Here is a 25,253-nt window from a genome sequence, read left to right on the forward strand (position 1 = left end):
GGGTTCCAGCAAGCTCATCGAGGCGCTCCCGGGTCGAGGCCGGCCTTGGCCCGCGAGACCCTCGATCGAGCGGAACCTAACATGGCACTTTCCCACGGCGTACGGCTATCGCCGCCCCGAGGGCGATGGCGGCATATGCGCAGGTCACGGTCAAACCTGCCCAAGGCGGGAGCGGGTAATAGCCGCCGAGCAGCGACTGGTCCACGTCCACATGCGCGAACGTGGGGACACTCTGCGTGATCGCGAACCCGGCGGCAGGGGTGATCATCAGCAGCCATGGCACCAGACCCGCGGTCGCCAGCAGGTACGGCACGACGACCAGCGCGATGGCCAGGCCGATGGCGACGATGTGCCGCTTGACCAGCGCGGCCAAGCCCAGAGCCAGCACGGCGGCGGCCGCGGTCAGCGCCGCGTAGCCGACGATCACGCGTAGCTCGGTGGCCACGGTGATGGGCTGAATCGGGTTCTGATTGGCGCGCAACAATGCCAAGCCGGCAGGGACCACGACCCCCGAGGTCACCAGTCCCGTCACGAACGCGACCGCGCCGAGCACCACGGCCTTGGCCGCCAGCAGCCGTGCCGGATGCGGCCCGGCCGGCAGGCCGGTCCCGATCGACCCCCGCCGGTGTTCCGCCGTGTCGAACGTGACCGCCACCACGAGCACCAGGATCAGCCCCACAGCCCCGCCGATCAGCATGAGGTCAGCGCGCAGACCGCCCTCCACCGTGGCGGGCCCGATGTCCCCGCCCCCGGTCACGAGGAGCTTGTCGCCGGACTCGACGACCCCGCCCGGGTGATGCAGGGTCTTGCCGTCGGGCCCCAAGGAGACGCCGACGTCGTCATGCCGCCACGAGCCGTTCGCGCCCTGCAGCGTGATCTGGTCGAAGGTGGCGGTGGCCTGGGCGAAGGCTTTCGCCATCTCCCACAACGCCCCTGACGAGGCGGCGAACAGCCCGATCTCGACCGTCTCCGGCAGCCCGGGCAGCGTGACCGTGCTGACCTCGGTCCACGTCTGGCCGTCGCCTGACTCGTAGCCGGTGAGAGTGTCGCCCGACCTGGTCAGCCGCAGCCACCGCGGCCCCTGCACAGGACCGCCGGCCATGAACCCATGCCGACGGTTGTACGCGGCACCCGGTTCCCACCGGGTCGCAGCCGCTGCGACCCGGCTGGAACCGAGGATCTGGCATCGTTGCACCATGGCACCTCCACCCGGCGGCCAGTTCGGCCGCCCCGCCCGCACGACGACCAGCGGTGAGTTGCGGTGAGGGTCCTCGTCGTCGAGGACTTCGAGGTCCTCGCCCGCTCCATCGGAACCGGGCTGCGCCGCGAGGGCATGGCCGTCGACGTCGTCCTGGATGGGACCGCCGCCCTCGACCGCCTGGCCGCCACCCGCTACGACGTGGTGATCCTCGACCGCGACCTGCCCGGCGTCCACGGGGACGAGATCTGCCGTCGACTCGCCCACGGCCGCTGCGAGACCCGCGTCCTGATGCTCACCGCCTCCGGCACGATCGAGGACCGCGTCGACGGGCTCAGCCTCGGCGCCGACGACTACCTGCCCAAGCCGTTCGCGTTCGCCGAACTGGTCGCCCGCGTCCGTGCCCTGGCTCGCCGCGCCACCCCGCCACTACCACCCACCCTGGCATGCGGGGACATCACCCTCGATCCGGCCCGCCGTATCGCGTTCCGGGCCGGCCGGCGCCTTGACCTGAGCCCCAGGGAGTTCGCCCTGCTCGCATGCCTGCTCGCCGTGCCCGGCGTGGTCCTCTCCGCCGAGGAACTGCTCGAACGCGTCTGGGACGAGGCCGCCGACCCCTTCAGCAGCGCCGTCAAGCACACCATGCACCGGTTACGGGCCAAGCTCGGCGACCCGCCCGTGATCGAGACCATCCGCGAAGGCGGCTACCGCATCGGACCGTCATGACCTCCCGAAAGCTCGCCAGAAAATCCCTGCAGACGCGGCTCGCGCTCGCCTACGCGGCGGGCATCTACGCCGCCGGTGTCTTGGTGCTCGTATTCGTCGCCGTCCCGCTCGCCAGCGTCCACGCGGCCACCCCCAAAGGCCACCCCTCATCGAGCGCGATCACCGAAACCGGGCCCGGGATCAGCCTGCCCCAACTCCTCACCGGATCCGCCGTCGCCCTGGTCCTTCTGATTCCCGTCGCCCTGGCTCTCGGCTGGTACGTCGCCGGCCGGTTCCTGCACCCGCTGCGCGCCATCACCGCCACCGCCCAAATCATCTCCGCCGGAGACCTCCACCGGCGCCTTGACCTCGGGGAGCCCACGGACGAGCTGACCGAGCTCGGCCATACCCTCGACGACCTGTTCGCCCGCCTGCAAGCATCCTTCGACGCCCAACGCCACTTCGTCGCCAACGCCTCCCACGAGCTGCGCACCCCGCTCGCCGGCCTGCGCACCCTCCTTGAAGTCGCCCTCGCCGACCCCGATGCCGACACCGACACCCTGCGCTCGGCCTGCCAGGAGGCCCTCGCTCTCGGCGGACACCAGGAGCGGCTCGTCCAGGCACTCCTCGCTCTGGCCACCAGCGAGCGCGGCGTCACCCGCTGGGACACCCTGGACCTCGCCCACGTCGTCGAAGGAGTGCTCGCCTCCCGCCGCGACCAAGCAACGCAGACAGGCATCGACCTTGCCGAACACCTGACGCCCGCCGTGACGGCCGGGGACCCGAGACTGATCGAAAGCCTCGTCGCCAACCTCATCGACAACGCCATCCGCCACAACCACGAAGACGGGCACGTCCAGATCACCACGCAGACCTCCGGCACGCAGGCGGCCCTTACAGTCACCAACAGCGGGCCGGCCATCCCCGACGACCAGATCCAACGCCTCTTTCAACCCTTCCAGAAACTGGCGCCCGAACGTCGCGGCCGCCGCGACGGCTACGGCCTCGGCCTCGCCATCGTCAATGCCGTCACGCACGCTCACCACGCCACCCTCACCACCAGCGCACGCCCCGAAGGCGGCCTGTCCGTCACCGTGCGGTTCGCGCACGGATCTCACCCGAACCATCCCTGAGGTCAGGGGACGACCGCGCGAGGGCGGCACCTGGGTCGCTGCTCAAGGGCCGTGCCCCGGCGAGTGGGGGCACGGCGGCCGCACGGCGCGCCCACCTACCGGCTGGAGCCCTCAGACGTCCGGACCGTCCTGCTCAGGCCCGCTCCCCGGGTCAGCGGCCGCACTCGGGCATCGGGCAAGGATGGCGACGTCCATGCCGAGGCGTTCTCCGTCGACCGGCAGGTCATCGCCCGTCACGTCGAAGTCCGGGCGGCGACGTCGACCTCTTCCACGACTACGAGTTCGCCATCAGGATCGGCCAGGTGGTCCGGCTGCCGTGGGAGGACACCGTCCGGGAGGACGCCGGGCCGCCCACGGCCGGATCGATCGGCAGTGGTGGACGTGATCTGACTGGTCGTTCGCAGGAGTCGGTCACCAGGTGAATCCGCCGACATAGGTGTCGCCCCGCCAGACGACCCTGTGGGGGAAGGCACCTGCGGCCGTCGGGGCGAGGCCGACGCGGAGCAGCTCGTGGTTCTTGCCCCCGCACGGTCTGTTGCCGGCCGCCGAATCGTTCTCGTTGTCCTTGCCGACCAGCAGATGCCGGCCGGATCGGTCCAGCGCCATCGACACGATCTCGCCGCAACTCAGGGTGAGCACCGTGGCCACCTTCCGGTCGCCATCGTAGAGGAGCAGCTCGGACGGCTGCTCGTAGCTGCCCTGGCGCACCCGCAGGGTGCGGCCGTCCGGCAGAGGATGGGGGAGAGTGTGGCTGCCGCTGTCGCGGGGCGCCCGGACGAGCACCGCCGCGGCCGGCGGGTCCGACGCAGGCAGCCGCACGTCAAGGGCACCCTCCCAGGATATTCTCCACCCCGGTCCGCGAGGCGGGCTGGGCCTTGGGCCGCACCGCGCGGGCCTGGGCCGAGCTGATGCGCCGTCTCGGATACACCCGCTACGGCGTCCACGGTGGCGACATCGGCGCGGGCGTCTCCGGCGCGGTGGGCGGCATCGACGGCGAGCACGTCGCGGGCGTCCACGTGGTGACCGACTCGCTCACCGCCGCGAACGCGGCCAGCTTCCTGCCCGGCATGGCCGACGGGCTGGACCCGGACGACCCGGTGGACCGGCTGATCCTGGACCGCATGGAGGAGTTCCGCCGCGAGGGCAGCGGCTACCTGGCGATCCAGAACACCCGGCCCCAGACCATCGGATACCTGCTCAACGACTCACCGGCCGGGCAGCTCGGCTGGATCGCGGAGAAGTTCGAGGAGTGGACCGACCTGCCCTACGACCGGGACCAGCTGCTCACGATCGTGAGCCTGTACTGGTTCACCCGCTCCGGCGTCTCGGCCGCCGGCTTCCTGCACGAGCAGGCCCACTCCACCGACTGGGGGGCGCCGCCGGCGGTGCCGCAGGGGGTCGCGGTGTTCAGCGCCGACGCCACCGTCCGCAAGCTGCTCAAACCCGCCGCCGACACCCACTGGACGGAGCACGAGCGGGGCGGCCACTTCCCGGCCATGGAGGCGCCCGAGGCAGTGGCCGCGGACCTGCGGGCCTTCTTCGGCCAGCTGAAATGACGTGATCCGCGTCAGCGGGAGAACGTCCAGCGGGGCAGGCCCGAGAGCGGTCGTCCACCTCAACTGCGCCGCCGACGACCCTCGCGACCTCGACGACGACCCGGCTCCCGGCTACCCGGCCTGATCGCCAGAACATCCAGGTGGAGGGCAACCTGCGCGTGACCGGTTGCCCCACGTCACCGGCGAGTTTGCGGCTGCCCCAGCGGCCACCTCACGCTCAAGGGCGCACACCCGGACAACCCGAACGGCGTCGCCGTCAATGCCGAACCTCTCGACGGCGCCCGGTTACGGGCGCGGCTGGACACCGCCACCATCGGCCCCACATTCAGCCCCAACGGGCGCAATCTTGCGCAACCAGGCGGTCCGCTGGGATGGCCAAAGCCGTACCCGGTCGCGGATCCCCGCCAGTTCCTCGACGGCGACCCCGCGGCCGGTGCGCTGCGCATCGGCCGCGATCTCGTTGGCGATCGCACGATCGGTCCGGGTGGCGAAGCGGCGCTCGCGCATGGCGCGCCGCTTCAGCGTGCGGCGGGCCGGCTTAGTGCCACGGGCCTGCAACTTGGCCCGGACCCGGGCCGTCCCGCGGCGGCAATGGGGTGAGTTTCCTCCCGCTGTAGGTGACACCCTCGCGCAGGAGCAGGTCGGACTCGCCCTGCCGGTAGCCGGCGAGTGCCTTGACCTGTGGGCGGGGCACTCGTGGATCCATCTTCCCTCGCCGACTCCGGCGGTGAAGCACCTCTGTCAATCATCAGGAAGGACATCGAGCACCAAACGCCCGGGTTCCTCGCTGGACAGCGCTGAAGTAAGGATCTTCCAGCTCACGCCGATGACGCTGACGGCTTGATCATGTCGTGAGGCCCTTCCTCGACTGCGGTCACTGTACCGTCTAAAAACGATTGACTGGTAGCACACAGGTGTCTATGTTGGGGTTTACCAGGGGAAAGCTGCAACGAGACGCAAGAAAGCTACCGTCATTAACCCGATAGATGGCCATCCGACCGAGGAGGCAGCGTGCGAGAACGGTTCGGAAGCAAGTCGGCGATCGTCACTCTGATCGCCATGACCCTGGCGGTGTTCACCTACGTGACGACCGAGTCGCTGCCGATCGGCCTGCTCCCCTTGATCGCGAAGGATTTCGTCACCAGCGCGTCAGCGGTCGGGCTGCTGGTCACCGGGTACGGCCTGATCATCGTGGTGGTGTCCCTGCCGCTCACGCAGCTGACTCGCCGGGTGCCTCGACGGCGGCTGCTGTGCATCCTGTTAGGCGTCTTCGTCGTGGCGACCTGCCTGTCGGCTGTGGCGTGGAACTACTGGCTGCTCATGGGTGCCCGGATGGTGACCGCGCTGAGCCAGGCGCTGTTCTGGGCCGTCGTGACGCCGGCCGCCGCAGGCCTGTTCCGGGCCGAGGTGCGCGGCCGGGCCATGTCCATCCTGTACGCCGGAGGCTCCGTCGCCGCGCTGGCCGGCATCCCGGCCGGCACATGGCTCGGCCAGCAGACCAGCTGGCGAGTGGCGTTCTTCGCGCTCAGCGGCCTGGGCCTGCTCGTACTCGTCACGGTCGCGGTCTCCCTGCCCGACACGCCGGCCGGGCGGGGCGCGGCGGACCGGGGCAGCGAACCCGACCGCGGCCGGTATCTGTCGATCGTGGCCACCACGGCGATGGCGATCACCGGCGCGTTCACGGCGTTCACTTACATCAGCCCGTTCCTGAGCGGCGTCAGCGGCTTCGCCGAGTCGTCGATCGGTCCGCTCCTGCTGGCACGCGGGATCGCGGGCCTGGCCGGTGTGTTCGTGGTCGGCTACCTCGTCGACCGCCACGGCTGGCTCACCATGACGGCGCTCATCGGCCTGCAGGTGCTGGCGCTCGGCGGGCAGTACGCGTTCGGCGCCTCCCAGGTCGCGACCGTCGTCGCGATCTCCCTGTCCGGCTTCACACTGGCGGGCCTGACCGCCGTGCTGGGTTCGCGGGTGCTCGTGTACGCACCGGGTGAGTCGGTCATGGCGAGCGCTGGCACCTCCACGGCGTTCAATACGGGCATCACGGCGGGCGCGCTCTTCGGCAGCGTGCTGCTGCCCGGTCCGGGTGTGCGCAGTACGGCACTCGTCGGGGCGCTGCTCAGCCTGGTGGCGTTTGCCATCGTGCTCGCCGAACCGGTCTTCTCCAGCCAGCGGAAGGCCGCGCCGGCGACCGCTGACGAGCCCCTGCCCGAGGACATCCGAGTCACGTGACCCCATGGTCAGCGAACAGCGCTCTGCAACCTCCATCCACGCTATAGGTGGTAGCGTAGGTCGTATGCCACTCGATGTGTGCCAGCTGCCGCTGGTCGGCGGGCACCCCGCACTCGATCTGGTCAACACGCTCGAACGAGGGGCGCCGCTCGACGGCAAGCCCCCCTACGACTTCCTGTCCGACACCTCCGCATTGCTGCGCTGGACGGCCAGGGTAGGCCTGATCGGCGACGCGGAGGCCGACCGGGCCGGTCAGGCATGGCGCGACGATCCGGCGGCGGCACACGCGGGACTGGCCGCCGTGCGGGACATCCGGGAGGGGCTGCACCTCGTGGTGCTCGCGGCGATCCAGCCCGCGGACGGCGGGGCGGCGGGTGACCCAGGCGGCCCCGCCGAGGGCGATCCGATCGCGGCCGGAGCCGCGCTGGTCGGGCTGCACGAGCGGTGGTCCGGGGCGGCCGCCCGAGCGACGTTGGTGCTCGACAGAGGCGACCCGCCGCAGGTGCGTCTCACCTACGGCACGGTACCGGCCATGCTGATACCCGACCGGATCGCCGAGGCCGCTCTCGACGTGCTGCGGACGGCCGACCTCCCCCGGGTACGTCGCTGTCCTGTAGCCGAAGGCGGCTGCGGGTGGCTGTTCCTCGACCAGAGCCGCAACGGTTCGCGCCGTTGGTGCCGTATGGCCGACTGTGGTACCACGGCCAAGGCCCGCCGGCTCACCGAGCGCCGCCGTGCCGCGCGGGTCGGCGCCCCGTAGGACTCTCCCGTACACGATCAACGAGGGGTCGCAGCGATGAGCACACGGCCGGCGGTTCAGGACTCCAGGAAGTGCAGCACGGCCAGCACGCGGCGGCTGTAACCGCTGGTGTGCGACAGGCCCAGCTTGTCGAACAGGGAGTTGACGTGCTTTTCCACAGCGCTCTGCGACACGTGCAGCGCCGCGGCGATCGAGGCGTTGGTCAGCCCTTGCGCCATCCGTTCCAGTACCTCCCGCTCCCGGACGGTCAGCCGCGCCAGCGGATCCACCTGCGTGGTGCGGGCCAGCAGCTGCCGCACCACCTCCGGGTCGAACGCGGCTCCCCCGGCGCCCACCCGCTCCAGCGCGTCCAGGAAGTCGCCCACCTGCGCCACCCGGTCCTTCAGCAGATAGCCCACACCCTCGACGTCGGCGCTCATCAGCTCGGTGGCGTAACGCTTCTCCACGTACTGCGACAACACCAGCACCTTGACCGCCGGCCAGCGGCGCCTGATCTCCAGCGCCGCCCGCAGTCCCTCGTCGGTGTGGGTCGGCGGCATGCGTACGTCCACCACCACGACGTCCGGCTCGTCCGCCGCCACCGCCGACACCAGCGCCTCGGCGTCGCTCACCGCGGCCGGCACCTCGTGGCCCTCCTCCAGCAGCAGCCGTACCAGGCCCTCGCGCAGGAGCGTCGAGTCCTCCGCAAGGATCACCCGCACGGCAGCACCGCCGTGATCGTCGTCGGCCCGCCGACCGGGCTGTCCACCTCGAAGGCGCCGTCCAGCGCGGCCACCCGCCGGGCCAGCCCCGACAGCCCGCCGCCAGCGGGGCTCGCGCCGCCCGCCCCGTCGTCCCGCACCCGTACGACCACCACAGTCTCCTCCTCTGATCCCTCCTCGCGCACCTCGACCGTGATGAGCTCGGCGCCGGCGTGCTTGGCGGCGTTCGTCACGGCCTCGCACACCACGAAGTACGCCGCCGTCTCCACCGCCATCGGCGGCCTCCGGCGCAGGTCGCACGCCACCTTGACCGGCACGCTCGACCGTTCGGCCACGCCCGCCAGCGCCTCGCCCAGCCCGAGGGAGTCCAGCCCGCTCGGATACACCCGCCAGGCCACCTCACGCAGCTCGCCCAGCGCCTGCTGCGCCTCCTGATGCGCCTGCTCCAGCAGGTCGGCCCGCCCCCGCCGGGCCCGCCCGACCAGCATCGACAGCGCCACCAACCGCTGCTGCAGCCCGTCGTGCAGGTCGCGCTCGATACGGCGCCGCTCGGAGTCGACCGCCGCCACGATCCCGGCCCGGCTCTCGGCCAGCTCGGCGATCCTGCGCTCCAGCGCCTCGGTACGGTCCGGACCCAGCATCCGCAGCGCCAGCCGCCGCTCCAGCACATGCACGCCCACCACGCCCGTCAGCGCCAGGAACAGCAGCACGCCCCCGAACGTGCCGGTGTAAAGGGCGAGGGGCAGCGAGCGCGCCATCCCGTCGAACGTGTCGCCGCGTATCCACGCCCATGCCAGCTGGCCGCCCTGCCACGCGCCGAAGACGATGAGCGTGATCACCATCCCGCCCAGCAGCCCCACGGGCACACGCGTGGCCACGTACCGCAGCGGCCGCCCATCGGTCCCGGTGAGCGCGTCGAGCGCGGCGGTGTCCAGGCGCAGCCGCCGCGCCTCCAGCCGAGCCAGCCGCCGGGCCGCCGCGCCGACGTTCGGGCGGCCCGCGAACGGCAGCGCCACGAGCAGGAACGCCAGGCCGACCGGCGCGGTGACGGCGCCCAGCGTCACCGCGCCCAGCTGCCGCAGGCCCTCAACGGCGAGACGCATGCCTGCCCTTGCGTCGCTCAGCCAGCCGCACACCGACGAACACCAGCACCGCCGCCACCACCATGGCGATCACGATGTTCGTGCCGATCCCGACGTAGGCCTCGACCAGCGACCAGTTCTCGCCCAGGAAATAGCCGGCCAGCACAAAGATGGTGTTCCAGATCAGGCTGCCGGCCGTCGTCAGCAGGGTGAACGTGGCCAGCGGCATCCGCTCCACCCCCGCGGGGATCGAGATCAGGCTGCGGAAGATGGGGATCATCCTGCCGAAGAACACCGTCTTGCGGCCGTGGCGGGCGAACCACGCCTCGGTCTTCTCGATGTCGGACACCTTCACCAGCGGCAGCAGGGCGGCGATCGCATGCACGCGCTCGCGGCCCAGCAGCGCGCCCACCCAGTACAGCGCCAGCGCGCCGACCACCGAGCCCAGCGTCGTGCACACCAGCACCGCCAGCAGGTCCATCTCGCCCCTGCTGGCGGTGAAGCCCGACAACGGCAGGATCACCTCGCTGGGCAGGGGCGGGAACAGGTTCTCTAACGCGATCGCGAGGCCCGCCCCAGGTGCCCCGAGAGTCTCCATCAGTCCAACGAGCCAGTCAGTCATGGTCTTAAGGCTATGGAAGATCAGATATGCCCGGAATGAGGCGAGTGCCCGATCGGCACTGTGGTAAACCACACCCATCCCGTACCGTACACTGTACGGTCATGACGGATCTGGTGAGGCACGCAGCAGTCTTCGAACCCGGCGACCCGCCCAGGTCCGGCCACGTGACCTTCCTCGACCCCGCGGGGGACGAGGCCGTGACCGTGGCCGAGCAGCACGCCGGCACCTTCCGCGCCCGCCGGGTCCCCGCCACCCGGGTGCCCGTCGCGGCCGCGGTGGCGGCGCTGGCCAGAGCCCGCGCGGACGACCAGGCCCATCCCGCCGCCCGCTTGTGGGGCGCCGCCGCGCTGGTCGCCCTCCAACTCGTCACCCGCGGCCGCATCCTGCCCGGCGTGACGGCCGGCGACCACGACTCCTGGCGTGCTGGCCCCCTGGACGCGGCCGACGTGCAGCGCATCCGCGACCTGGCCGCCGCCATGCCCGCCACCGCCCGCGCCGTCCCCCTGGCCACGCCGGCCGATACCGCACCGGGCGGCGATCCAGGCGACGAGCGGGTCACGAGCGCCGGCGCCCGTGGCGACGGGCGGGCCGACGGAGGGCTCTGGTTGCCCGATGCCGAAGGGCTGGTGCGAGCGTTTCTGGATGCGGTCGCCGACGCCATGCCGCGCTCGCCCGGTGCTGTACGGGCCACCGGCACCACCGCCTACGCCGCCGTCAAACCCGTCAAAGTCCCGCATTTGCGCCGCTGGGCCGAGGAGGTGTCGGCCGGGCTCGACGCCGGCGTACGCCTGTCGCTGCGGCTGGAGGCCGACGACCTGGCGCTGGCCGAGTTCCGCGCGGTGGTCCAGCTGCACAGCCTGGCCGACCCGTCGCTGGTGGTGGACGCGGCCGACCTGTGGGACGGCAAAGATCCCGGGTTCGGGGCCCGGGCCAGGATCGACGCGACGCTCGCCATCCGCCGGGCGGCCCGCGCCTGGCCGCGGCTGGAACGGCTGCTCGACAACGCGGTGCCGGACGAGCTCGCCCTGTCCGACGGCGACGTGGAAGACCTGCTGGCCGGAGCCGCGGGGCGGCTCGCGGCGGCCGGCGTAGAGGTCCACTGGCCCAGGTCGCTGGTCCGCGGCCTGACCGCCACCGCCGTCATCGGCGAGCGCGACGCGGCACCCTCCGACCTGCCGTCCTTCCTGGGCGGCCACCACCTGACCAGCTTCAACTGGCAGCTCGCCCTGGGCGAGCAGCGGCTGACGGCCGCCGAGATGGACCGCCTGGCCGAAGCGCACAGGCCCGTCGTACGGCTGCGCGACCAGTGGGTCCTCATCGACCCCGACCTGGCCCGCAAGGCCCGCCAGCGCGACCTCAAGCCGCTGACCGGCCTGGACGCGCTCGGCGCCGCGCTGACCGGGTCGGTCGAGGTCGACGGCGAGCAGGTGCCCGTGGAGCCCACCGACTGGCTGCGGGAGTTGCGCGACCGGCTGGCCGAGCCGGAGCAGATCGGCCCACCGGACGGGCTGGCCGCCACCCTGCGCGACTACCAGCTGCACGGGCTGCGCTGGCTGGCCAGGATGACCTCGCTCGGGCTCGGCGGTTGCCTGGCCGACGACATGGGCCTGGGCAAGACCATCACCCTGATCGCGCTCCACCTGCACAGGAACAGCGGCGGCCCGACGCTGGTGGTGTGCCCGGCGTCGCTGCTGGGCAACTGGGAACGGGAGATCACCAGGTTCGCGCCCGGCGTCCCGGTGCGACGCTTCCACGGCGCCGGCCGCACATTGGCCGACGAAGGATTCGTCCTGACGACATACGGCACGATGCGGCTCGACGCGGCCCGCCTGGCCGCGCATCCCTGGGACCTGCTCGTCGCGGACGAGGCCCAGCACGTCAAGAACCCGGCCTCCAGCACCGCCAAGGCGCTGCGCGAGATCCCCGCCGCCGCCCGTGTCGCGCTGACCGGCACCCCGGTCGAGAACAACCTGTCGGAGCTGTGGGCCATCCTCGACTGGACCACGCCGGGCCTGCTCGGCCCGCTCGCCCGGTTCAGGGCGCGGTGGGCCAAACCCGTCGAATCCGGCGACGGCGCGGCCGCCGCCCGGCTGTCGCGGCTGGTGGGGCCGTTCCTGCTGCGCCGCCGCAAGAGCGACCCCGGCATCGCGCCCGAGCTGCCGCCCAAGACCGAGACCGACCGGCCGGTCGCGCTCACCACCGAGCAGGCCGGCCTGTACGAGGCGGTGGTGCGGGAGAGCATGCGACAGATCGCGGACGCCAAGGGCATGGCCAGGCGCGGCCTCATCGTCAAGCTGCTGACGGGGCTCAAGCAGATCTGCAACCACCCCGCCCACTACCTGCACGAAAGCGCCCCCAGGCTGACCGGCCGCTCCGGCAAGCTCGAGCTGCTCGACGAGCTCGTCGACACCATCGTGGCCGAGGACGGCGCGGTGCTGGTGTTCACCCAGTACGTCGCCATGGCCCGCCTCATCGACAAACACCTGACGGATCGGGGCGTTTCCACCCAGCTGCTGTACGGCGGCACCCCCGTCGCCCGCCGCGAGGAGATGGTCCGCCGCTTCCAGGACGGCCAGGCCCCGGTGTTCCTGCTGTCGCTCAAGGCCGCCGGCACCGGGCTGAACCTCACCCGCGCCGACCACGTCATCCACTACGACCGCTGGTGGAACCCCGCCGTGGAGGACCAGGCCACCGACCGCGCCTACCGCATCGGCCAGACCCGTCCCGTCCAGGTGCACCGGCTGATCGCCGAAGGCACCATCGAGGACCGCGTCGCCCAGATGCTGGAAGCCAAACGCTCGCTCGCCGAGGCCGTGCTCGCCTCCGGCGAGGCCGCCTTCACCGAGCTGGCCGACGCCGAACTGGCCGCCCTCGTGGAGTTGAGATGAACGCCGCACGCGGATTCGCCGCCTTCCCGCCGCAGCGCGCCGGCGCCCGCTTCGCCACCACCTGGTGGGGTCGCGCCTGGGTCAAGGCCATGGAGGACACCTCGCTCGACCACAACCTGCTGCGCAAGGGCCGCGCGTACGCCAAGACCGGCCGGCTCGGCCCCATCACGGTCAGTCCCGGGCGCATCGCCGCCGTCGCCGACAGCGAGTACGACACCGTCGTACGCGTCGAGCAGCTCACCGACGCCGAGTGGGAACGCTTCCTGGACCAGGTCGCCGCCAAGAGCGGGCACATCGCCGCGCTGCTCGACCGCGACATGCCGCACGATCTGGTCGAGGCCGCCGAGTACGCCGCCGTGCCGCTGCTGCCCGCCGTCGGCGACCTGGAGCCCGAGTGCCCCTGCCCCGACTGGGGCCACCCGTGCGAGCACGCCGCCGCCCTGTGCTACCAGGTGTCATGGCTGCTGGACGCCGACCCGTTCGTGCTGCTGCTGATGCGCGGGCGCGGCGAACGGCAGCTGATCGAGGCGCTCCAGCGGCGCGACGTCCCCGACACCGCCGAGGCCGCACGCGGGGTGGCCGCGGCGGAGGCGTTCGCGACCGGCGTGCCGCCACTGCCCGACCCGCCACCCTCCGACGTCGCCTTCGCCCCGCCCGCCCTGGAGCCGGGCCTCGATGTGGAGCCCGGGGTCGGTACGAAGTCAGGTGCCCGGGTGGACGTGGCCGCGCTGCGCGTGCTGGCCGCCTCCGCCGCCACCCGCGCCGGCGAGCTGCTGGCCCGCGGCCGCCTCCCCGAGCTGACCGAATACCAGGACCGGGTGCGCCTGGCCGCCGAACACGACCTCGACCTCGGCCTCGAGACCGCTGTGGCGGCTTGGCGGCACGGCGGCGCCGACGGCCTGGAGGTGCTGGAGTCGGCCTGGACACCACCCCGGCGGGACCTCGCCAGGGCGCGGGCGCAGCTGGAGGCCGGCTGGGAAGGCGAGCGGCCGCCCGGGATCGAGGCGTGGCGCAACCGCTGGACCCTCGGCTCACTGCAGCTGCGCTACGGTCGCGACGGCCGCTGGTACCCGTTCGTCGAACGCGACGGCCACTGGTGGCCCGCCGGCCCTCCCGAACGCGACCCCGCGGCACTCACCCACCACGCTCAGGAGGCGTAACGCGCGACCAGCTCCGCGCCGATCCTGGCCAGCTCGGCGCGGACCTGCTCCGGCTCCACCACCTCGACCTGGGCGCCCCACCCGGCCAGATGCTCGGCGATCGACAACGCCATCGGCGCCGCCACCCGCACCCGGACCCGGCCGCCGGCCTCCGGCCCGAGCACCTCGCAATGGCGGCCGAACTGATCACGCAGCACCCGCACGTGCCGATCCCGGATCAGCACCACCGCCGACACCAGCGAGCGCCGCTGTTCGACCTCGTCGACGACCCGCTCCCACTCCGCCGACAGGTCGAAGCCGTCGGGCCGCTCGGCCGGCAGATCCGTCACCTGGGCGCCGGCGATGCGATCGACGCGGAACGTGCGCCGCCCGCTCTCGGTGTCGGCCAGCAAATACCACACGCCGTCCTTGTCGACCAGCCCCAGCGGATCCACCAGCCGCTCCGTCGCGCGTCCGCCCCTGCCGGTGTACGCCAGCCGCACCTTCCGCCGGCCCACCACGGCGCCCTGCAGGTCCCCGACCAGCCCGGGCAGCTCCTTGCCGACCTCGCCCCACCGTACCGAGTCCGACACCACCGCCCGGGCCGCGGCCTCGGCGTCGGCGCGGAACGTCGCGGGCAGGGCCCGCATCAGCTTGCGCAGCGCCGACGTCAGCGGGGACGCGGCGGTCGTCGCCGGGCCCAGCATCAGGAACAACGCCCGGGCCTCGGCCGCGGTCAAACCGCTCAGATCGGTACGGGCACCGCCGATGAGCTGCCAGCCGCCGCCGCGGCCCTGCTGCGGGTACACCGGGATGCCCGCGGCCGACAAGGCCTCCAGGTCGCGGCGGGCGGTGGCCACGGAGATCTCCAGCTCCTCCGCCAGCTCCGCGGCGGTCACCCGGCTACGGGCCTGGAGCAGCAGCAGGGCGGCAACGAGACGGTCGGCACGCATGTCCTCATCGTCGCAAACAAAGTGCTCAATTGATGAGCACTTTGCCAGAGAGGATGGTCACATCAACCCGAGGCGAAAGGAACCGCCCATGCCGCCCGGATGCACCACCAGGCGAAGGCTTCATCACCGCCTCCGTGATCCCTGGGACAACATCCTCGGCCTGATGTGCAACTCGCACTACCTGGGCGTCCGCGCCGCACTCAAGGAGACGTCATGACCATCTTCACCGACGCCGCCGCGTGGCGGGGACTGGCTGGCCGGCCACCACGACAGCGAGAGCGAGGTGTGGCTCGTGATCGCCAAGAAGGGCACGACCGAACCGACGACCCTCACCTACGGGCAGGCGCTGGAGGAGGCGCTGTGCTACGGCTGGATCGACGGCCTGGCGCGCTCCCGCGACGCGGCGACCTACCTGCAGCGCTTCAGCCCCCGCCGCGCCCGCAGCCCGTGGTCCCAGCCCAACATCGCCCGCGTCGAGCGCCTCCACCGTGAAGGCCGGATGCGCCCGCCGGGCCTGGCGGCCGTCGAACGCGCCCGGGCGAACGGCCTCTGGGGCCAAAACCCGCACACCACCTCATGAGATGCCGCCGGGCCAAGGCCCCGCACGCCGGGGCATGGCCCGGGCGTCTCCCCGTAAGGTGATCGCCATGGTCGTGCTGCGTTCCATAGCCCTGTTCGTCCTGGCCGCACTCGCCGAGATCGGCGGTGCCTGGCTGGTCTGGCAGGGCTGGCGGGAGCAACGCGGCGTGTTGTGGATCGGCGCCGGCATGCTCGCCCTGGCCGCCTACGGTTTCGTGGCCACCTTCCAGCCTGACCCGAACTTCGGCCGCGTCCTGGCCGCCTACGGCGGAGTGTTCGTCGCCGGCTCCCTGGCTTGGGGCATGGTGGCCGACGGCTTCCGCCCCGACCGCTGGGACGTCATCGGCGCGCTGATCTGCCTGATCGGCGTCGCCGTCATCATGTACGCGCCCCGCGGCTGAGCATCTCTAGGACGCCACCGAGATGACGTGGCGCACCGACGTACGGTCGCCGATCAGCTCCAGCATGCAGTCGGCCACGTCGGCGCGGGTGGTGCTCATGCCGCCCCGCACACTGAGGTCCCTGGCCGTGCGGTACCGGTTGGTACGCCCGGCGTTCGTCAGCCTCGAAGGCCGCACGATCGTCCAGTCCAGATCGGCGGCCCGCACCAGCTCCTCGGACGCGGCCAGGTCGGCGTAGGACTGCCCGAACATCCGCTGCACGATGAGCGGCTTGAGCACGTACCGGGTGAACAGGCCGTCGCCCGCGTCGGCCACCATGCCGCTCGCACCCACCGTCAGCAGCCGCCGCACCCCCGCCCGTCTCATGGCCTCCACGATGGAGGCGACGCTGGCGGAGTGGACGTCGGCCGGGCCCTGCCGGCGTGGCCCGATCGCGGTGATCACAGCGTCGCGGTCCTTGATCGCCGGCGTGATGGCGTCGGGGTCCATCACATCGGCCTCGACGACGTCGACCCGCGCCTGCAACTCGGCGGGCAGCCGGGATGCCGAGCGCACGACGGCGGTGATCTCATGGGCCAGGTCGAGCCCCTGGCGGACCAGCTCCAGCCCGATGCCGCCGGTCGCGCCGAAAACGACGAGCCTCATGAGCCCTCCCGAGGTTAGTGAACATTCACTCACCCATCCTACTCCGAGGAGGCGCCGCCCGGCCGGTGGGCCGCCGCCGCTGACGTTGCCGGAGAAGGCTCCCGGCCGCCCTGGTCCATGGGACGACGCTCACGCGCCCTCGGCGACCAGGAGGACGTGTTCAACATGATGATCACGATTCCGCATATCTCCCCCTGACATGTGGGCTTGGGCCTGATCATGCGTGGTGTGGGGGTGTCGTCAGAGGTGTCCCGGCCGCGGCGCCGGCGGGCACGGTGGCTGGGCGTGGGGGTCGTGCTCCTGGCGGCCGCCGGCGGCTTGCTGGCGGTGACGCGCATGGACGTACCGCCTCTGCCCGACGAGTACGCCACCGCGGAGCCCACGGACATCGAATCACCCGCCCCGCTGCGCGTGACCCTCGACCCGCCACAGGTGCCGGCCGGAACCGATGCCGTGCGGGTGAGCGCCTCCTGCCCGACCCCGACCGCCGTCGCGGTCTCCGACGCCTTCCCCGACAACATGAGCCTGACCCGGGACGCCACGGGCGTGTCCGGCGAGGTCGAGCTCGAAGAGAAGCTCAGCCCCGGCAGGTACCGGGTGATCGTCAGCTGCGACGACGACATCCAGGTCGGCAGCGCCCAGCTCGTCGTCACGAAGGGCACGGCCACACCCACCCCGTCCGCACCGGCGCGGATCGCCACCACGTACGTCACGCTGACCCAGGCCCCACCCGGCGCCTGGCGCACTCACCCGTTGGCGGAGACCACCACCTCCAGGGACGTCGAGCCGGACGACATTCCCTACGAGTTCACGGTCAAGCATGAGCTCCGGGTGCCGGCCGACGATCCTGACGTGGCCGCCCTGCGATTGGGCGCCGGCGCTGCCTTGCCCGATCTGTTCGCCGAGGCCAGGCTGGGCATGGTCGTCCCGGACGCGAACTCCCACGAGCTGCCGGTCGTCTTCGCCGCTCCCGCCGTACAACTGGAGCGGGGCTCGAGTCAGGCCGTCGTCACCTTCACCGGCCGGACCTATGGTTTCGCCGACCCTGACCGCGGCGGCCTCGTAGGCGTCGAGTTCTCGCTGCCCGACGGCGAGGACGTGCTTCCCCTGACGGCGCACGAGCTCGTCGTCTCCGCCACCGGCTGGACGGTCGGCGGCACGCGCGGTTCGCCGCCGCTGAGCCAGGACCGGCACAATCTGCGCATCGATGCCCGGAGCTCGATGAAGGCCGCTTTCCTCAAGGACGGCCAGGCCGGACCCGTGGCCGGTTATCTCACCTACGAGGGAACAATCAGCTCCTACATCGACGGCAGCGAGCCTTACGACGCTCTGATCGTTCGACCCGAGACCGAGTTCCTTCCGCGGAGCTGGACGGCGCTGCGGAACGTCTCCGCGGTGGCGGCCCTGCTGGTGCTGCTCTACGCCCTCGTCCGGGCGCTCGGGGGCGCCTGGTGGCGACGCCGCCGCAACTGGATGTTCATGGTCATACCGCTGGTCATCTACGTCGCGATCCTGTCTCCGCCGGGCGTGTTTGTCCTCGACGAATGGAGCGGAACCGGGATCGTCATGGCGACCCTGATAGCCAGCCTCCCGCTCCTGTCGCTGGTCTCGGCCACCCGGGCCGTGCGGAACGGCCGTCCGGGACTGGTGGCGGCCGGGGCTGCGGCGGCCACCGGCATCCTGCTCCTGCTCTGGGCACTATGGATGCTCACCCGCAATTCGGCCGTCCTGTGGGTGGCTGTCGCCGTCGCGGTCGCGACGGGCGTGGTGGCGGCGCTCCCCCGGTGGCGGCGCGCGCTGCCGGCCCTCGCGCTTGTCACGCTCGCCGCCGGCACACTGCTGGCCGGGCGCGTCGTCGCGGACGGGATCGTCCCCGGCCCCATGGTGTGGTTCGCGCTGCTCGCCGTGTCCCTGTCCGTCCTGGCCATCGGCTGGGTCACCCAGGCGAGCCACCGCTGGTCCGTGCGCGCCGCGGCCCTATGCGCGGTGACCGTGCCGGTCACGATCGGCGTCCAGTCCTACGCGGTCCTTCCCGAGTGGTCCACGGTGGGATGGCCCGCCGAGCGGCTCGGACAGATCCTGGCCTCGATCTCCTCCTTCGCGATGGGCGGCGCGCTGCTGCTGGCCATGGCCGCGCTCATCGTCCGGGTACGTCGCATCGGCCAGGACATCGCCGCCGTGAGCGCGACGACCGCCTACTACACGGCCCTGCTCTTCCTGCTCCTGCTGCGCGGACCGGCCGCGGTGTACACCGAGTACTTCGGGCTGACGCTGCTGCTGGCCTGGGCCGGCATCGCCTGGCTGCTGCCGCGCGCCACCGCGGCGGGCACCGTGACCGCGACGCCGGTGTCCGCGACGCCGGTGTCCGAGGACGAGCACCGGACCCTCGTCCGGGACATGATCAGGCGCCGCTCCGTCCGCCTCTCCCTCACCGGCCTGCTGCGGCAGGGACCGGCCGCCGACAGCTCGCCCGACACCTTCGAGGAGCAGCGTGCGGCGCTGGAACGGGCGAGCGACGAACGCGCCGGGCCCGTCGACTCCGACCACGCCCTCGCCACCGTCGCCGGGCGGACCCCGTGGCAGAACGCGCTCGCCGCGCTCGCCATGGGCACCCTTCTCTCGCTGCCCTTCTCGACGGTACGCATCATGGTCTCCGCCGATAGCTGGCGCAGCGGGGACATCAGGCTTCTCCTGGCCGGCCTGGCGCTGATCTCGCTGCCCGCCCTCAGCATGATCTTCGGCTACTTCTATCCGCGGGTGCGCGGCGGCAACCCGATCGCGAAGTCGCTCGCGCTGCTGGTGGCCGCGCTCCTCGCCGAACTACCCCTTTACGTCCAGACGCTCGCCACCGTCACCACGCCGATCGCGACACCGCAGTCCACGGCGGACGAGGCGCTGATCGGCACGCTCGTCGCCATCGGCAACATCGCGGCCGTCAGCATCGGGCTCGGTCTGTGGTGGGAATGGCGGCTGATGCGGCTGGCCGGTGAGCCGTGGGCGCGCGTCAGGAGCGTCCGCATGCTGCGCACGCTGGGCGCACCACTGATCGCCGTGGCCATCGCCATCGCCACCACGGCCGCAACCGCGCTGGTCAACAACGTCATCGCCCCGCTCCCAACCACCCAGGTGGGCAACGCCGGCGAGCAGAGCACACCGTCCCCCACATCCCGCCCTTGACCGCCCGGCCCGCACTCGAGATCCAGCCGGCCCGGCTCAGTCCTGCGGCCGAGCACGGCGGCCGGCCTTGGCAGCCCATGGGGAGACCGGGCCCCGGCTCTCCGGAACCCGGCGGAGGCGACGCCGACCACCTGGGCGTCGTCAGGACGGCTGATCTTCGGGGGCGTAGAACGCCGTGGTGTTGGCGACGGCGGCGGCTACCTGGTCCGGCGGGCCGCCCGCCGCCTCGTAGGCGCGGCCCCACGCCTGGCTGCTCTCGACGATGACGCGCCGGCCCTCGTCGGTCTGGTGGAAGGTGTTCTCGTCGAACTGCGGGAGGCCGGCCAGGTGCAAGCTCAGGCCCAGCAGCCCGAGGTCCCAGCCGACCCCTGCCGAGCCGGGACCGCCCATGGCCCAGAACTCGGGCGGCACCTCGGCGGTGTGGCGCAGCTCCAGCAGGGTGCCGCCGTCCTCGGCGGACAGGCGTACCTCCACCTCGGAGAAGCCGGGGTTCTCGCCGAACTGCCAGCTGACCTTCAGGAAGCCCGGCGGCTCGCACTGCAGGATCTCGCCACCCGCGTTGCCCTCGAACTGGTATTTCCCGCCCAGCCGCAGGTCACCGGTCACCGGCATGAACCAGCGGCTCAGGCGTTCGGCGGTGGTGCAGGCGTCCCACACGTCCTCGACGTCGGCGTCGTAGCGCCGGCTCAAGGTCATGACCTTGAGCTCCCCGTCGAGCAGCTCGCGATGCGCCCGGGTGATCTCGTCAACCAAGTCCATCAGTGTCCCTCGTCTCGCCAGTCATACGGCGTTCGCGTTTGCCGCGGGCCAACTCCGTGGCCAGCGCGTCCAGGCGCTGGCTCCAGAAGCCGCGGAAGAGCTCCAGCCACGCGTCGATTTCCTGCAGCGGTCCGGGCTCGACGGCATAGAGCCGCCGCGTGCCCTGGGCGCGCACGCTGGCGAACCCGTTGTCGCGCAGCACCCGCAGGTGCTGGGAGACGGCCGGCTGGGAGATCCCGAACTCGCGTTGGATGACGGCGGTGAGCTCGCCGGAGCTCTGCTCTCCGTCGGCCAGCAACTCCAGGATCCGGCGCCGGACAGGATCGCCGAGGACGTCGAATGCGTGCACCCCTCGATTATTCAGGGATTACTTATATAAGTCAAACCTGGGATAAGGGTCAGTCGTCCAGGCCACGGGCGCTCAGCGCCTCGCCGAGCGCGTCGGCGTGCCGCAGCGCGCTGACCACCAGTGGCACGGCGAAGGCCCGCAGGCTGCGCTCGACCCCCCTCGCCCGCTGGGCCTCCCGCACGCGGGTGGCCAGCTCGGCCAGCACGGGCACGCTCCGCACGGTCAGCGACAGGAGCAACGACAGCCGGAACGGGTCCAGGCCCGCGAACCTGGCCGGCGCCAGGCAGCGTTCCAGCGTGGCCATCATGGCCGACGTGCGGGTGGTGATCGTGACCAGGCCGGCCAGCGCGACCGCGACCACCACGCGCAGGGTCGTGGTGGTCGCGCCCGTCAGATCCACGAAGATCCACTGCATGCCGAACAGCGCCACCGCGAACCAGCGCACCGGGCGCACCTGCGCCCAGGCCGCGGTCACCCCCACTCGCGACACCGCGTACAGGCCCGCCACCACGGCCGCCGCCCCGGCCAGGGCGAGCGGGGAGCGCAGCAGCACGAGCACCGCGCACCCCAGCGCCAGCCCGGCCAGCTTGGCGCCGGCGGGCAGCCGGTGCAGCGGGGAGGCGCCGGGGACGTAGGCGCCGGTGAGCCCGTTCACGACATGATCTTCCGGTAGTGGCCGATGGCCTCATCGGGCGTGCCGTCGGCCACGACGCGGCCCTGATCCAGGACCAAGACCCGGTCGAAGTCGGCCAGCAAGGGCAGGTCGTGGCTGACCACCACCACGTGCTGGGGCAGCTCCCGCAGCAGCTCGGCGACCTGGCGGGAGTGACGCAAGTCCAGCAGCGTGGTGGGCTCGTCCATGACCAGCACGTCCGGCTCCAGCACCATCACCGAGCAGAGCGCGAGCAGCTGCTTCTGCCCGCCGGACAGGTGGTGCGCGGGGTGGTCGGCGTGACCGGCCAGGCCGTACCTGGCCAGGACGTCCGCCACGCGCTGCTCGACCTCCGCCCGCGGCAGGCCCCTGCGGCGCAGCGAGAACGCCACGTCCTCGGCCACCGTCGGCATGACGATCTGCGCGTCCGGATCGGTGAACAGGAACCCCACGCCGCGCCTGATCTTCGCGGCGTGGCGGCGGGTGTCCATGCCCAGCACGGTGACGCTGCCGGACGTCGGCAGCGCCAGGCCGTTGATCAGGCGGGCCAGCGTGCTCTTGCCCGAGCCGTTGGCCCCGACCACGCCCACGCGCCGCTCGGACAGGGAGGCGGTGATGCCGCACAACACGTTCCGCGAGCCCAAACGCACGTGCACGTCAGTGAACTCGATCATCGTCACACCACCACCCGCCGGCCGAAGCACACGCGCACGTCGGCGAACTCGATCAACCTCACATCACCACTTCGAACAGGGCGGCCACGCCAAGGCCACCGCCGACCGCGGCCGTGGCCAGGCCGAGCGTCCCCGGCGGGGCGCCCGCGCGCACCAGCCGGGTGAACAGCCGGGTCACCACGACCGCGCCGGTGGCGCCCCACGGATGGCCCAGTGCCAGCGCGCCGCCGTCGGGGCATACCCGCTCGCCGTCGGCGCTCAGCGGGTCCAGCCCGAGCGCGTCGGTGACGGCCAGCACCTGCGCCGCGAACGCCTCCACGATCTCCACCGCGGCGATCCGCGCCACGTCCACCCCCGAACGCGCCAGCACCCGGCGTACGGCGGGCACCGGCCCCCAGCCGGGCAGCTCGGGATCGCACCCGACGACCGCCCCGGCCACCAGCCGCATCCCCGGCAGTCCCGCGCGCAACCGCTCGGGCACGATGGCCACGGCCGCGGCGCCGTCGCTGACCGGGGAGGAATTACCGGCCGTCACTGTACCGCCCGCCACGAACGCCGCCGGCAGCCGGGCCAGTGACGACGGCCGCAGCGGCCGCGGCCGCTGATCATCCATCCGGCCGCCGACGCGGACGACCTCCTCGGCGAAGCGGCCCGCCGCACGGGCGGCGAGCGCGGCGGCGTGGCTGCGGCAGGCGTAGGCGTCCTGCCGTTCGCGGGTGATCCCGCGCGCCGCGGCCAGGGCCTCGGCGGCCGGGCCCATGTCGGGGTCGGGGTGGCCGCCGGGCGTGAAGGGGGCCCGGGCGTACGGCTCGGCCGCCCCCCGGTGGGTACGCAGCGGCGCGGTCGACGCGCTCTCCGCCCCGCCCGCGATCACCAGGTCCATCTCCCCCGCGCGCACCGCCTGACCGGCCACCAGGATCGCGGCCAGCCCGCTGCCGCACTGGCGGTCCACCGTGACCCCCGGCACCGCGTGCCCCAGCCCGGCCGCGAGCGCCGCCACCCTGGCCACGTTGCCGCCCGGACCCATGCAGTTGCCCATCACCAGGTCGTCCACCTGCCGCCCGGCGACATCGCGCGCCACGGCCTCGATCACGGGCGCTGCCAGCCGGTCCACGGTCAGGTCCTTGAACGCGTGCCCGGCCGTGCCGATGGGCGTACGCCGGGCGGCCACGATCACCGGCTCGTCACCCGTGAGCTCGCGGCGGGTACTCGCGGTGGCCGGGTGGTTGCTCGTGAGCTTGCGGCGGGCGCTCGCGGTGGCCGGGTGGTTGCTCGTGAGCTCGCGGCGGGCGCTCGCGGTGCCCGGCTGGTCGCCGTCTGCCAGTGCGTCGATGGGTGTGGCGGCCATGTCAGGTCAGCCGCCGGATGTCGGGGTCGTGGGCGGCGAGGCGGGCCGCGACCAGGGCACGCGCCGGCTTGCCCGCCCGGGTGCGGGGCAGGCTCGCCACCGCGTACCAGCGGCGCGGCCGTTGCGCCACGTCCAGCCCGCTCCTGGCCACCGACTCCAGCAACGCCCGCGGCGGCGGCCCGTCCCCGTCGGCCTCCAGGATGGCCGTGACCACCGAGCCCAGCGACGGGTGCGGCGAGCCGATCACCACGATGTCCCCTACACCGGGCACCTTCCTCAGCACCTCCTCGACGTCCTCGGGCACGACGGTGGCGCCGCCGGTCTGGATCGCGCCGTCGCCGCGCCCCCGCAGCCGCAGCGCCTCACCTTCCCGGTACGGGTGCGCCAGGTCCCCCACGGTCATCCACCCGTCGCCGTCACGCCGCAGCGGACCCGCCGCCCCGCCCAGGTAACCCTCGGCCAGCCAGGGCGACCGCGCCCACACTTCCCCCAGCTCGCCGCCCGGAGCGGTCCTGACCTCGATCTCGACGCCCGGGAAAGGGCGCAACCCACCGCCGTCGGTGTCCGCGGCGACGAACGACAGCTCGGTCGCGCCGTAGTACGACACGACCCGCACCCCGGCCCGCGCCGCCGCCGCCCGCCATCGGGGGTCGAGCGCCGCCCCGCCGACCACGGCCGTGCGCAGCGCCCCCGGCGCGGCCAGCACGGCGGGCAGCAGGTGCGGCACCAGGTGCACGACCGTGGCCTGTTCGAGGAAGGCGGGCAGCGACCCTGCGGGCCGGCGGCCCGGCACGACGGCCGTCGCGCCGGTGGCCAGGGCGTGCACGGCCGCGAAGGCGTACAGGGAGGACGACAGCGGCCCCGGGACCAGCACGACGTCGCCCGATCCGATTCCGGCCAGCTCGTCGAGGTGCGGGAACGACGCCGTCCACGAGGCGCGCGTGCGGACGACGGCACGCGGGCGGCCCGTGCTGCCCGAGCTGAAGCACGCCCACGCCCGGTCGCCCGGCGCCGCCACGTGCTCGACGGCAGGCCCCGGCACGTACGGCAGCGGCGCGTCGACCAGGGCGTCCACCGACGCCGCGCCGATCATCCGCGCCCACCGCCGCCGGTCCCACGTGTGCTCGCCCACCAGTGGCGTCGCACCGGCCAGGTCCGCCGCCAGCACGCTCACCAGCATCGCGACCGGGTCGGCCACCCCGATCGCCACCATCGACCCCGGGCCTGCACCACGGTGCAGCAGATGCCGGGCGGCGCCGCTGACACGCTCGGCGAGCTCGCCGTACGTGAGCTCGCCGAGCGGCCCGCGCAGCGCCGCCCGGCCCGGACGCACGGCGGCGTGCCGCAGGACGTGGTCGGCTACCGGCACAGGCCCGCCGCCTCAACACTCGGGGCCGCGTTGACATGTCTCAACGCGTGAGGCGCGCTCAACGCGTCCTCGGCTGGAAGGGCGCCGCTCAACGCATCCCGCCGGCCCGCAGCCGCTCCCGGTACACGGCCGGCACCGCGTCCGGGTAGGCCCGCTGCGTGCCCCTGACCACAGAGGCGGCCAGCACCGCCTTGATCAGGTCGCCCGGCACGAACGCGAGGGCGAACCACGCCGTGGTGCCCAGCGACGCCCCCGTGACCAAGGCCTGCACGGGAATGCCGAACAGATAGACCACCCCGACCCCGCCCGCCAGGCACGCCAGCACGAGCTGGAC

At 72.6% G+C, this 25,253-nt stretch carries 27 protein-coding genes; 11 read left to right on the forward strand and 16 right to left on the reverse strand.

The window, feature by feature from the left end; genetic code table 11:
* Nucleotides 1-76: 76 nt before the first annotated feature.
* Nucleotides 77-1,102 carry a DUF1349 domain-containing protein gene (locus tag ETD86_RS26390; RefSeq protein WP_211370321.1) on the reverse strand — a complete coding sequence of 342 codons (1,026 nt, stop codon included), beginning with the start codon at nucleotides 1,100-1,102 and terminating at the stop codon, nucleotides 77-79.
* A 159-nt stretch (nucleotides 1,103-1,261) separates the two neighbouring features.
* Here ETD86_RS26390 and ETD86_RS26395 point away from each other — a divergent pair, with 159 nt between their 5' ends.
* Nucleotides 1,262-1,924: a response regulator transcription factor gene (locus ETD86_RS26395; protein WP_138668861.1), complete on the forward strand. Its 663-nt coding sequence runs from the start codon at nucleotides 1,262-1,264 to the stop codon at nucleotides 1,922-1,924.
* A complete protein-coding gene (locus ETD86_RS26400; protein WP_138668862.1) occupies nucleotides 1,921-3,036 on the forward strand; it encodes a sensor histidine kinase in 1,116 nt (371 codons plus the stop codon). The genes ETD86_RS26395 and ETD86_RS26400 overlap by 4 nt, the downstream gene beginning before the upstream one ends.
* Nucleotides 3,037-3,447: 411 nt before the next feature.
* Here the strand turns inward: ETD86_RS26400 and ETD86_RS26405 are convergent, their stop codons facing one another.
* Nucleotides 3,448-3,855: a hypothetical protein gene (locus ETD86_RS26405; protein WP_138668863.1), complete on the reverse strand. Its 408-nt coding sequence runs from the start codon at nucleotides 3,853-3,855 to the stop codon at nucleotides 3,448-3,450.
* Between the two features lie 56 nt (nucleotides 3,856-3,911).
* On the opposite strand from ETD86_RS26405, the gene ETD86_RS26410 reads away from it, so the two are divergent.
* Both ETD86_RS26410 and ETD86_RS59240 read left to right on the forward strand, forming a co-directional pair.
* On the forward strand, nucleotides 3,912-4,592 hold the full coding sequence (locus ETD86_RS26410) for an alpha/beta fold hydrolase (protein WP_211370322.1): 681 nt from the start codon (nucleotides 3,912-3,914) through the stop codon (nucleotides 4,590-4,592).
* Between the two features lies 1 nt (nucleotide 4,593).
* A complete protein-coding gene (locus ETD86_RS59240) occupies nucleotides 4,594-4,716 on the forward strand; it encodes a hypothetical protein (protein WP_281286962.1) in 123 nt (40 codons plus the stop codon).
* Nucleotides 4,717-4,877: 161 nt separating this feature from the next.
* On the opposite strand, the gene ETD86_RS26415 is transcribed toward ETD86_RS59240, so the two are convergent.
* Complete coding sequence (locus ETD86_RS26415) at nucleotides 4,878-5,099, reverse strand: hypothetical protein (RefSeq protein WP_138668864.1); 222 nt, start codon at nucleotides 5,097-5,099, stop codon at nucleotides 4,878-4,880.
* A gap of 31 nt (nucleotides 5,100-5,130) precedes the next feature.
* Nucleotides 5,131-5,286, reverse strand: coding sequence for a hypothetical protein (locus ETD86_RS55425; RefSeq protein WP_170223276.1), 156 nt, complete (start codon nucleotides 5,284-5,286; stop codon nucleotides 5,131-5,133).
* Between the two features lie 317 nt (nucleotides 5,287-5,603).
* Between ETD86_RS55425 and ETD86_RS26420 the strand changes: the two genes are divergently transcribed.
* Nucleotides 5,604-6,821 (forward strand): MFS transporter, encoded by a 1,218-nt coding sequence (locus ETD86_RS26420; RefSeq protein ID WP_211370323.1) that lies wholly within the window; start codon nucleotides 5,604-5,606, stop codon nucleotides 6,819-6,821.
* 64 nt (nucleotides 6,822-6,885) lie between these two features.
* Nucleotides 6,886-7,581 (forward strand): CGNR zinc finger domain-containing protein, encoded by a 696-nt coding sequence (locus tag ETD86_RS57215; RefSeq protein WP_211370324.1) that lies wholly within the window; start codon nucleotides 6,886-6,888, stop codon nucleotides 7,579-7,581.
* A 56-nt stretch (nucleotides 7,582-7,637) separates the two neighbouring features.
* On the opposite strand, the gene ETD86_RS26430 is transcribed toward ETD86_RS57215, so the two are convergent.
* The 3 genes from ETD86_RS26430 to ETD86_RS26440 are packed head-to-tail and all read right to left on the reverse strand — an operon-like array spanning nucleotide 7,638 to nucleotide 9,986.
* Nucleotides 7,638-8,282, reverse strand: a complete 645-nt coding sequence (locus tag ETD86_RS26430) for a response regulator (RefSeq protein WP_138668866.1) — start codon at nucleotides 8,280-8,282, stop codon at nucleotides 7,638-7,640.
* Nucleotides 8,273-9,385, reverse strand: coding sequence for a sensor histidine kinase (locus ETD86_RS26435; protein WP_138668867.1), 1,113 nt, complete (start codon nucleotides 9,383-9,385; stop codon nucleotides 8,273-8,275). Before ETD86_RS26435 ends, ETD86_RS26430 begins: the two co-directional genes overlap by 10 nt.
* Nucleotides 9,369-9,986: a DedA family protein gene (locus ETD86_RS26440; RefSeq protein WP_138668868.1), complete on the reverse strand. Its 618-nt coding sequence runs from the start codon at nucleotides 9,984-9,986 to the stop codon at nucleotides 9,369-9,371. Before ETD86_RS26440 ends, ETD86_RS26435 begins: the two co-directional genes overlap by 17 nt.
* A gap of 101 nt (nucleotides 9,987-10,087) precedes the next feature.
* Here ETD86_RS26440 and ETD86_RS26445 point away from each other — a divergent pair, with 101 nt between their 5' ends.
* Nucleotides 10,088-12,874 carry a DEAD/DEAH box helicase gene (locus tag ETD86_RS26445; RefSeq protein WP_138668869.1) on the forward strand — a complete coding sequence of 929 codons (2,787 nt, stop codon included), beginning with the start codon at nucleotides 10,088-10,090 and terminating at the stop codon, nucleotides 12,872-12,874.
* Nucleotides 12,871-14,034, forward strand: a complete 1,164-nt coding sequence (locus ETD86_RS26450) for an SWIM zinc finger family protein (protein ID WP_138668870.1) — start codon at nucleotides 12,871-12,873, stop codon at nucleotides 14,032-14,034. Before ETD86_RS26445 ends, ETD86_RS26450 begins: the two co-directional genes overlap by 4 nt.
* Here ETD86_RS26450 and ETD86_RS26455 read toward each other — a convergent pair.
* Nucleotides 14,022-14,966, reverse strand: a complete 945-nt coding sequence (locus ETD86_RS26455) for a helix-turn-helix transcriptional regulator (protein ID WP_138668871.1) — start codon at nucleotides 14,964-14,966, stop codon at nucleotides 14,022-14,024. The two genes, ETD86_RS26450 and ETD86_RS26455, sit on opposite strands and share 13 nt — an antisense overlap.
* A gap of 292 nt (nucleotides 14,967-15,258) precedes the next feature.
* On the opposite strand from ETD86_RS26455, the gene ETD86_RS26460 reads away from it, so the two are divergent.
* Together ETD86_RS26460 and ETD86_RS26465 are read left to right on the forward strand one after the other, a co-directional pair.
* Nucleotides 15,259-15,546, forward strand: coding sequence for a YdeI/OmpD-associated family protein (locus tag ETD86_RS26460; RefSeq protein ID WP_138668872.1), 288 nt, complete (start codon nucleotides 15,259-15,261; stop codon nucleotides 15,544-15,546).
* A 67-nt stretch (nucleotides 15,547-15,613) separates the two neighbouring features.
* Nucleotides 15,614-15,946: a YnfA family protein gene (locus tag ETD86_RS26465; protein WP_138668873.1), complete on the forward strand. Its 333-nt coding sequence runs from the start codon at nucleotides 15,614-15,616 to the stop codon at nucleotides 15,944-15,946.
* A 6-nt stretch (nucleotides 15,947-15,952) separates the two neighbouring features.
* Here the strand turns inward: ETD86_RS26465 and ETD86_RS26470 are convergent, their stop codons facing one another.
* The gene (locus ETD86_RS26470; RefSeq protein WP_138668874.1) at nucleotides 15,953-16,591 is read right to left on the reverse strand and encodes an NAD(P)-dependent oxidoreductase; all 639 of its coding nucleotides are present in this window, start codon (nucleotides 16,589-16,591) and stop codon (nucleotides 15,953-15,955) included.
* Nucleotides 16,592-16,819: 228 nt separating this feature from the next.
* On the opposite strand from ETD86_RS26470, the gene ETD86_RS26475 reads away from it, so the two are divergent.
* Complete coding sequence (locus ETD86_RS26475; RefSeq protein ID WP_138668875.1) at nucleotides 16,820-19,768, forward strand: hypothetical protein; 2,949 nt, start codon at nucleotides 16,820-16,822, stop codon at nucleotides 19,766-19,768.
* A gap of 141 nt (nucleotides 19,769-19,909) precedes the next feature.
* On the opposite strand, the gene ETD86_RS26480 is transcribed toward ETD86_RS26475, so the two are convergent.
* From ETD86_RS26480 to ETD86_RS26510, 7 genes are all read right to left on the reverse strand, one after another.
* Nucleotides 19,910-20,527, reverse strand: a complete 618-nt coding sequence (locus ETD86_RS26480; RefSeq protein ID WP_138668876.1) for an SRPBCC family protein — start codon at nucleotides 20,525-20,527, stop codon at nucleotides 19,910-19,912.
* Nucleotides 20,514-20,876, reverse strand: a complete 363-nt coding sequence (locus ETD86_RS26485) for an ArsR/SmtB family transcription factor (protein WP_138668877.1) — start codon at nucleotides 20,874-20,876, stop codon at nucleotides 20,514-20,516. Before ETD86_RS26485 ends, ETD86_RS26480 begins: the two co-directional genes overlap by 14 nt.
* A 49-nt stretch (nucleotides 20,877-20,925) precedes the next feature.
* The gene (locus ETD86_RS26490) at nucleotides 20,926-21,531 is read right to left on the reverse strand and encodes an energy-coupling factor transporter transmembrane component T family protein (protein WP_138668878.1); all 606 of its coding nucleotides are present in this window, start codon (nucleotides 21,529-21,531) and stop codon (nucleotides 20,926-20,928) included.
* Complete coding sequence (locus ETD86_RS26495) at nucleotides 21,528-22,202, reverse strand: energy-coupling factor ABC transporter ATP-binding protein (RefSeq protein ID WP_138668879.1); 675 nt, start codon at nucleotides 22,200-22,202, stop codon at nucleotides 21,528-21,530. The genes ETD86_RS26490 and ETD86_RS26495 overlap by 4 nt, the downstream gene beginning before the upstream one ends.
* Before the next feature lie 58 nt (nucleotides 22,203-22,260).
* Entirely contained in the window at nucleotides 22,261-23,550 is a 1,290-nt protein-coding gene (locus tag ETD86_RS26500; protein ID WP_138668880.1) for a thiolase family protein, read from the reverse strand.
* 1 nt (nucleotide 23,551) lies between these two features.
* Nucleotides 23,552-24,919, reverse strand: a complete 1,368-nt coding sequence (locus ETD86_RS26505; protein ID WP_138668881.1) for a class I adenylate-forming enzyme family protein — start codon at nucleotides 24,917-24,919, stop codon at nucleotides 23,552-23,554.
* Nucleotides 24,920-25,007: 88 nt separating this feature from the next.
* On the reverse strand, nucleotides 25,008-25,253 hold a 246-nt coding region (locus tag ETD86_RS26510; protein WP_211370325.1), incomplete at its 5' end, for a biotin transporter BioY.

The organism is Nonomuraea turkmeniaca (assembly GCF_005889735.1).
GTDB classification, from domain to species: domain Bacteria; phylum Actinomycetota; class Actinomycetes; order Streptosporangiales; family Streptosporangiaceae; genus Nonomuraea; species Nonomuraea turkmeniaca.

Coding starts and splice junctions, on each gene's coding strand:
- ETD86_RS26415 (WP_138668864.1), bottom strand. CDS start 5,099: ATGCGCGAGCGCCGCTTCGCCACCCGGACCGATCGTGCGATCGCCAAC.
- ETD86_RS26465 (WP_138668873.1), top strand. CDS start 15,614: ATGGTCGTGCTGCGTTCCATAGCCCTGTTCGTCCTGGCCGCACTCGCC.
- ETD86_RS57215 (WP_211370324.1), top strand. CDS start 6,886: ATGCCACTCGATGTGTGCCAGCTGCCGCTGGTCGGCGGGCACCCCGCA.
- ETD86_RS26495 (WP_138668879.1), bottom strand. CDS start 22,202: ATGATCGAGTTCACTGACGTGCACGTGCGTTTGGGCTCGCGGAACGTG.
- ETD86_RS26480 (WP_138668876.1), bottom strand. CDS start 20,527: ATGGACTTGGTTGACGAGATCACCCGGGCGCATCGCGAGCTGCTCGAC.
- ETD86_RS26435 (WP_138668867.1), bottom strand. CDS start 9,385: ATGCGTCTCGCCGTTGAGGGCCTGCGGCAGCTGGGCGCGGTGACGCTG.
- ETD86_RS26445 (WP_138668869.1), top strand. CDS start 10,088: ATGACGGATCTGGTGAGGCACGCAGCAGTCTTCGAACCCGGCGACCCG.
- ETD86_RS26400 (WP_138668862.1), top strand. CDS start 1,921: ATGACCTCCCGAAAGCTCGCCAGAAAATCCCTGCAGACGCGGCTCGCG.
- ETD86_RS26470 (WP_138668874.1), bottom strand. CDS start 16,591: ATGAGGCTCGTCGTTTTCGGCGCGACCGGCGGCATCGGGCTGGAGCTG.
- ETD86_RS26450 (WP_138668870.1), top strand. CDS start 12,871: ATGAACGCCGCACGCGGATTCGCCGCCTTCCCGCCGCAGCGCGCCGGC.
- ETD86_RS26390 (WP_211370321.1), bottom strand. CDS start 1,102: ATGGCCGGCGGTCCTGTGCAGGGGCCGCGGTGGCTGCGGCTGACCAGG.
- ETD86_RS26440 (WP_138668868.1), bottom strand. CDS start 9,986: ATGACTGACTGGCTCGTTGGACTGATGGAGACTCTCGGGGCACCTGGG.
- ETD86_RS26500 (WP_138668880.1), bottom strand. CDS start 23,550: ATGGCCGCCACACCCATCGACGCACTGGCAGACGGCGACCAGCCGGGC.
- ETD86_RS26455 (WP_138668871.1), bottom strand. CDS start 14,966: ATGCGTGCCGACCGTCTCGTTGCCGCCCTGCTGCTGCTCCAGGCCCGT.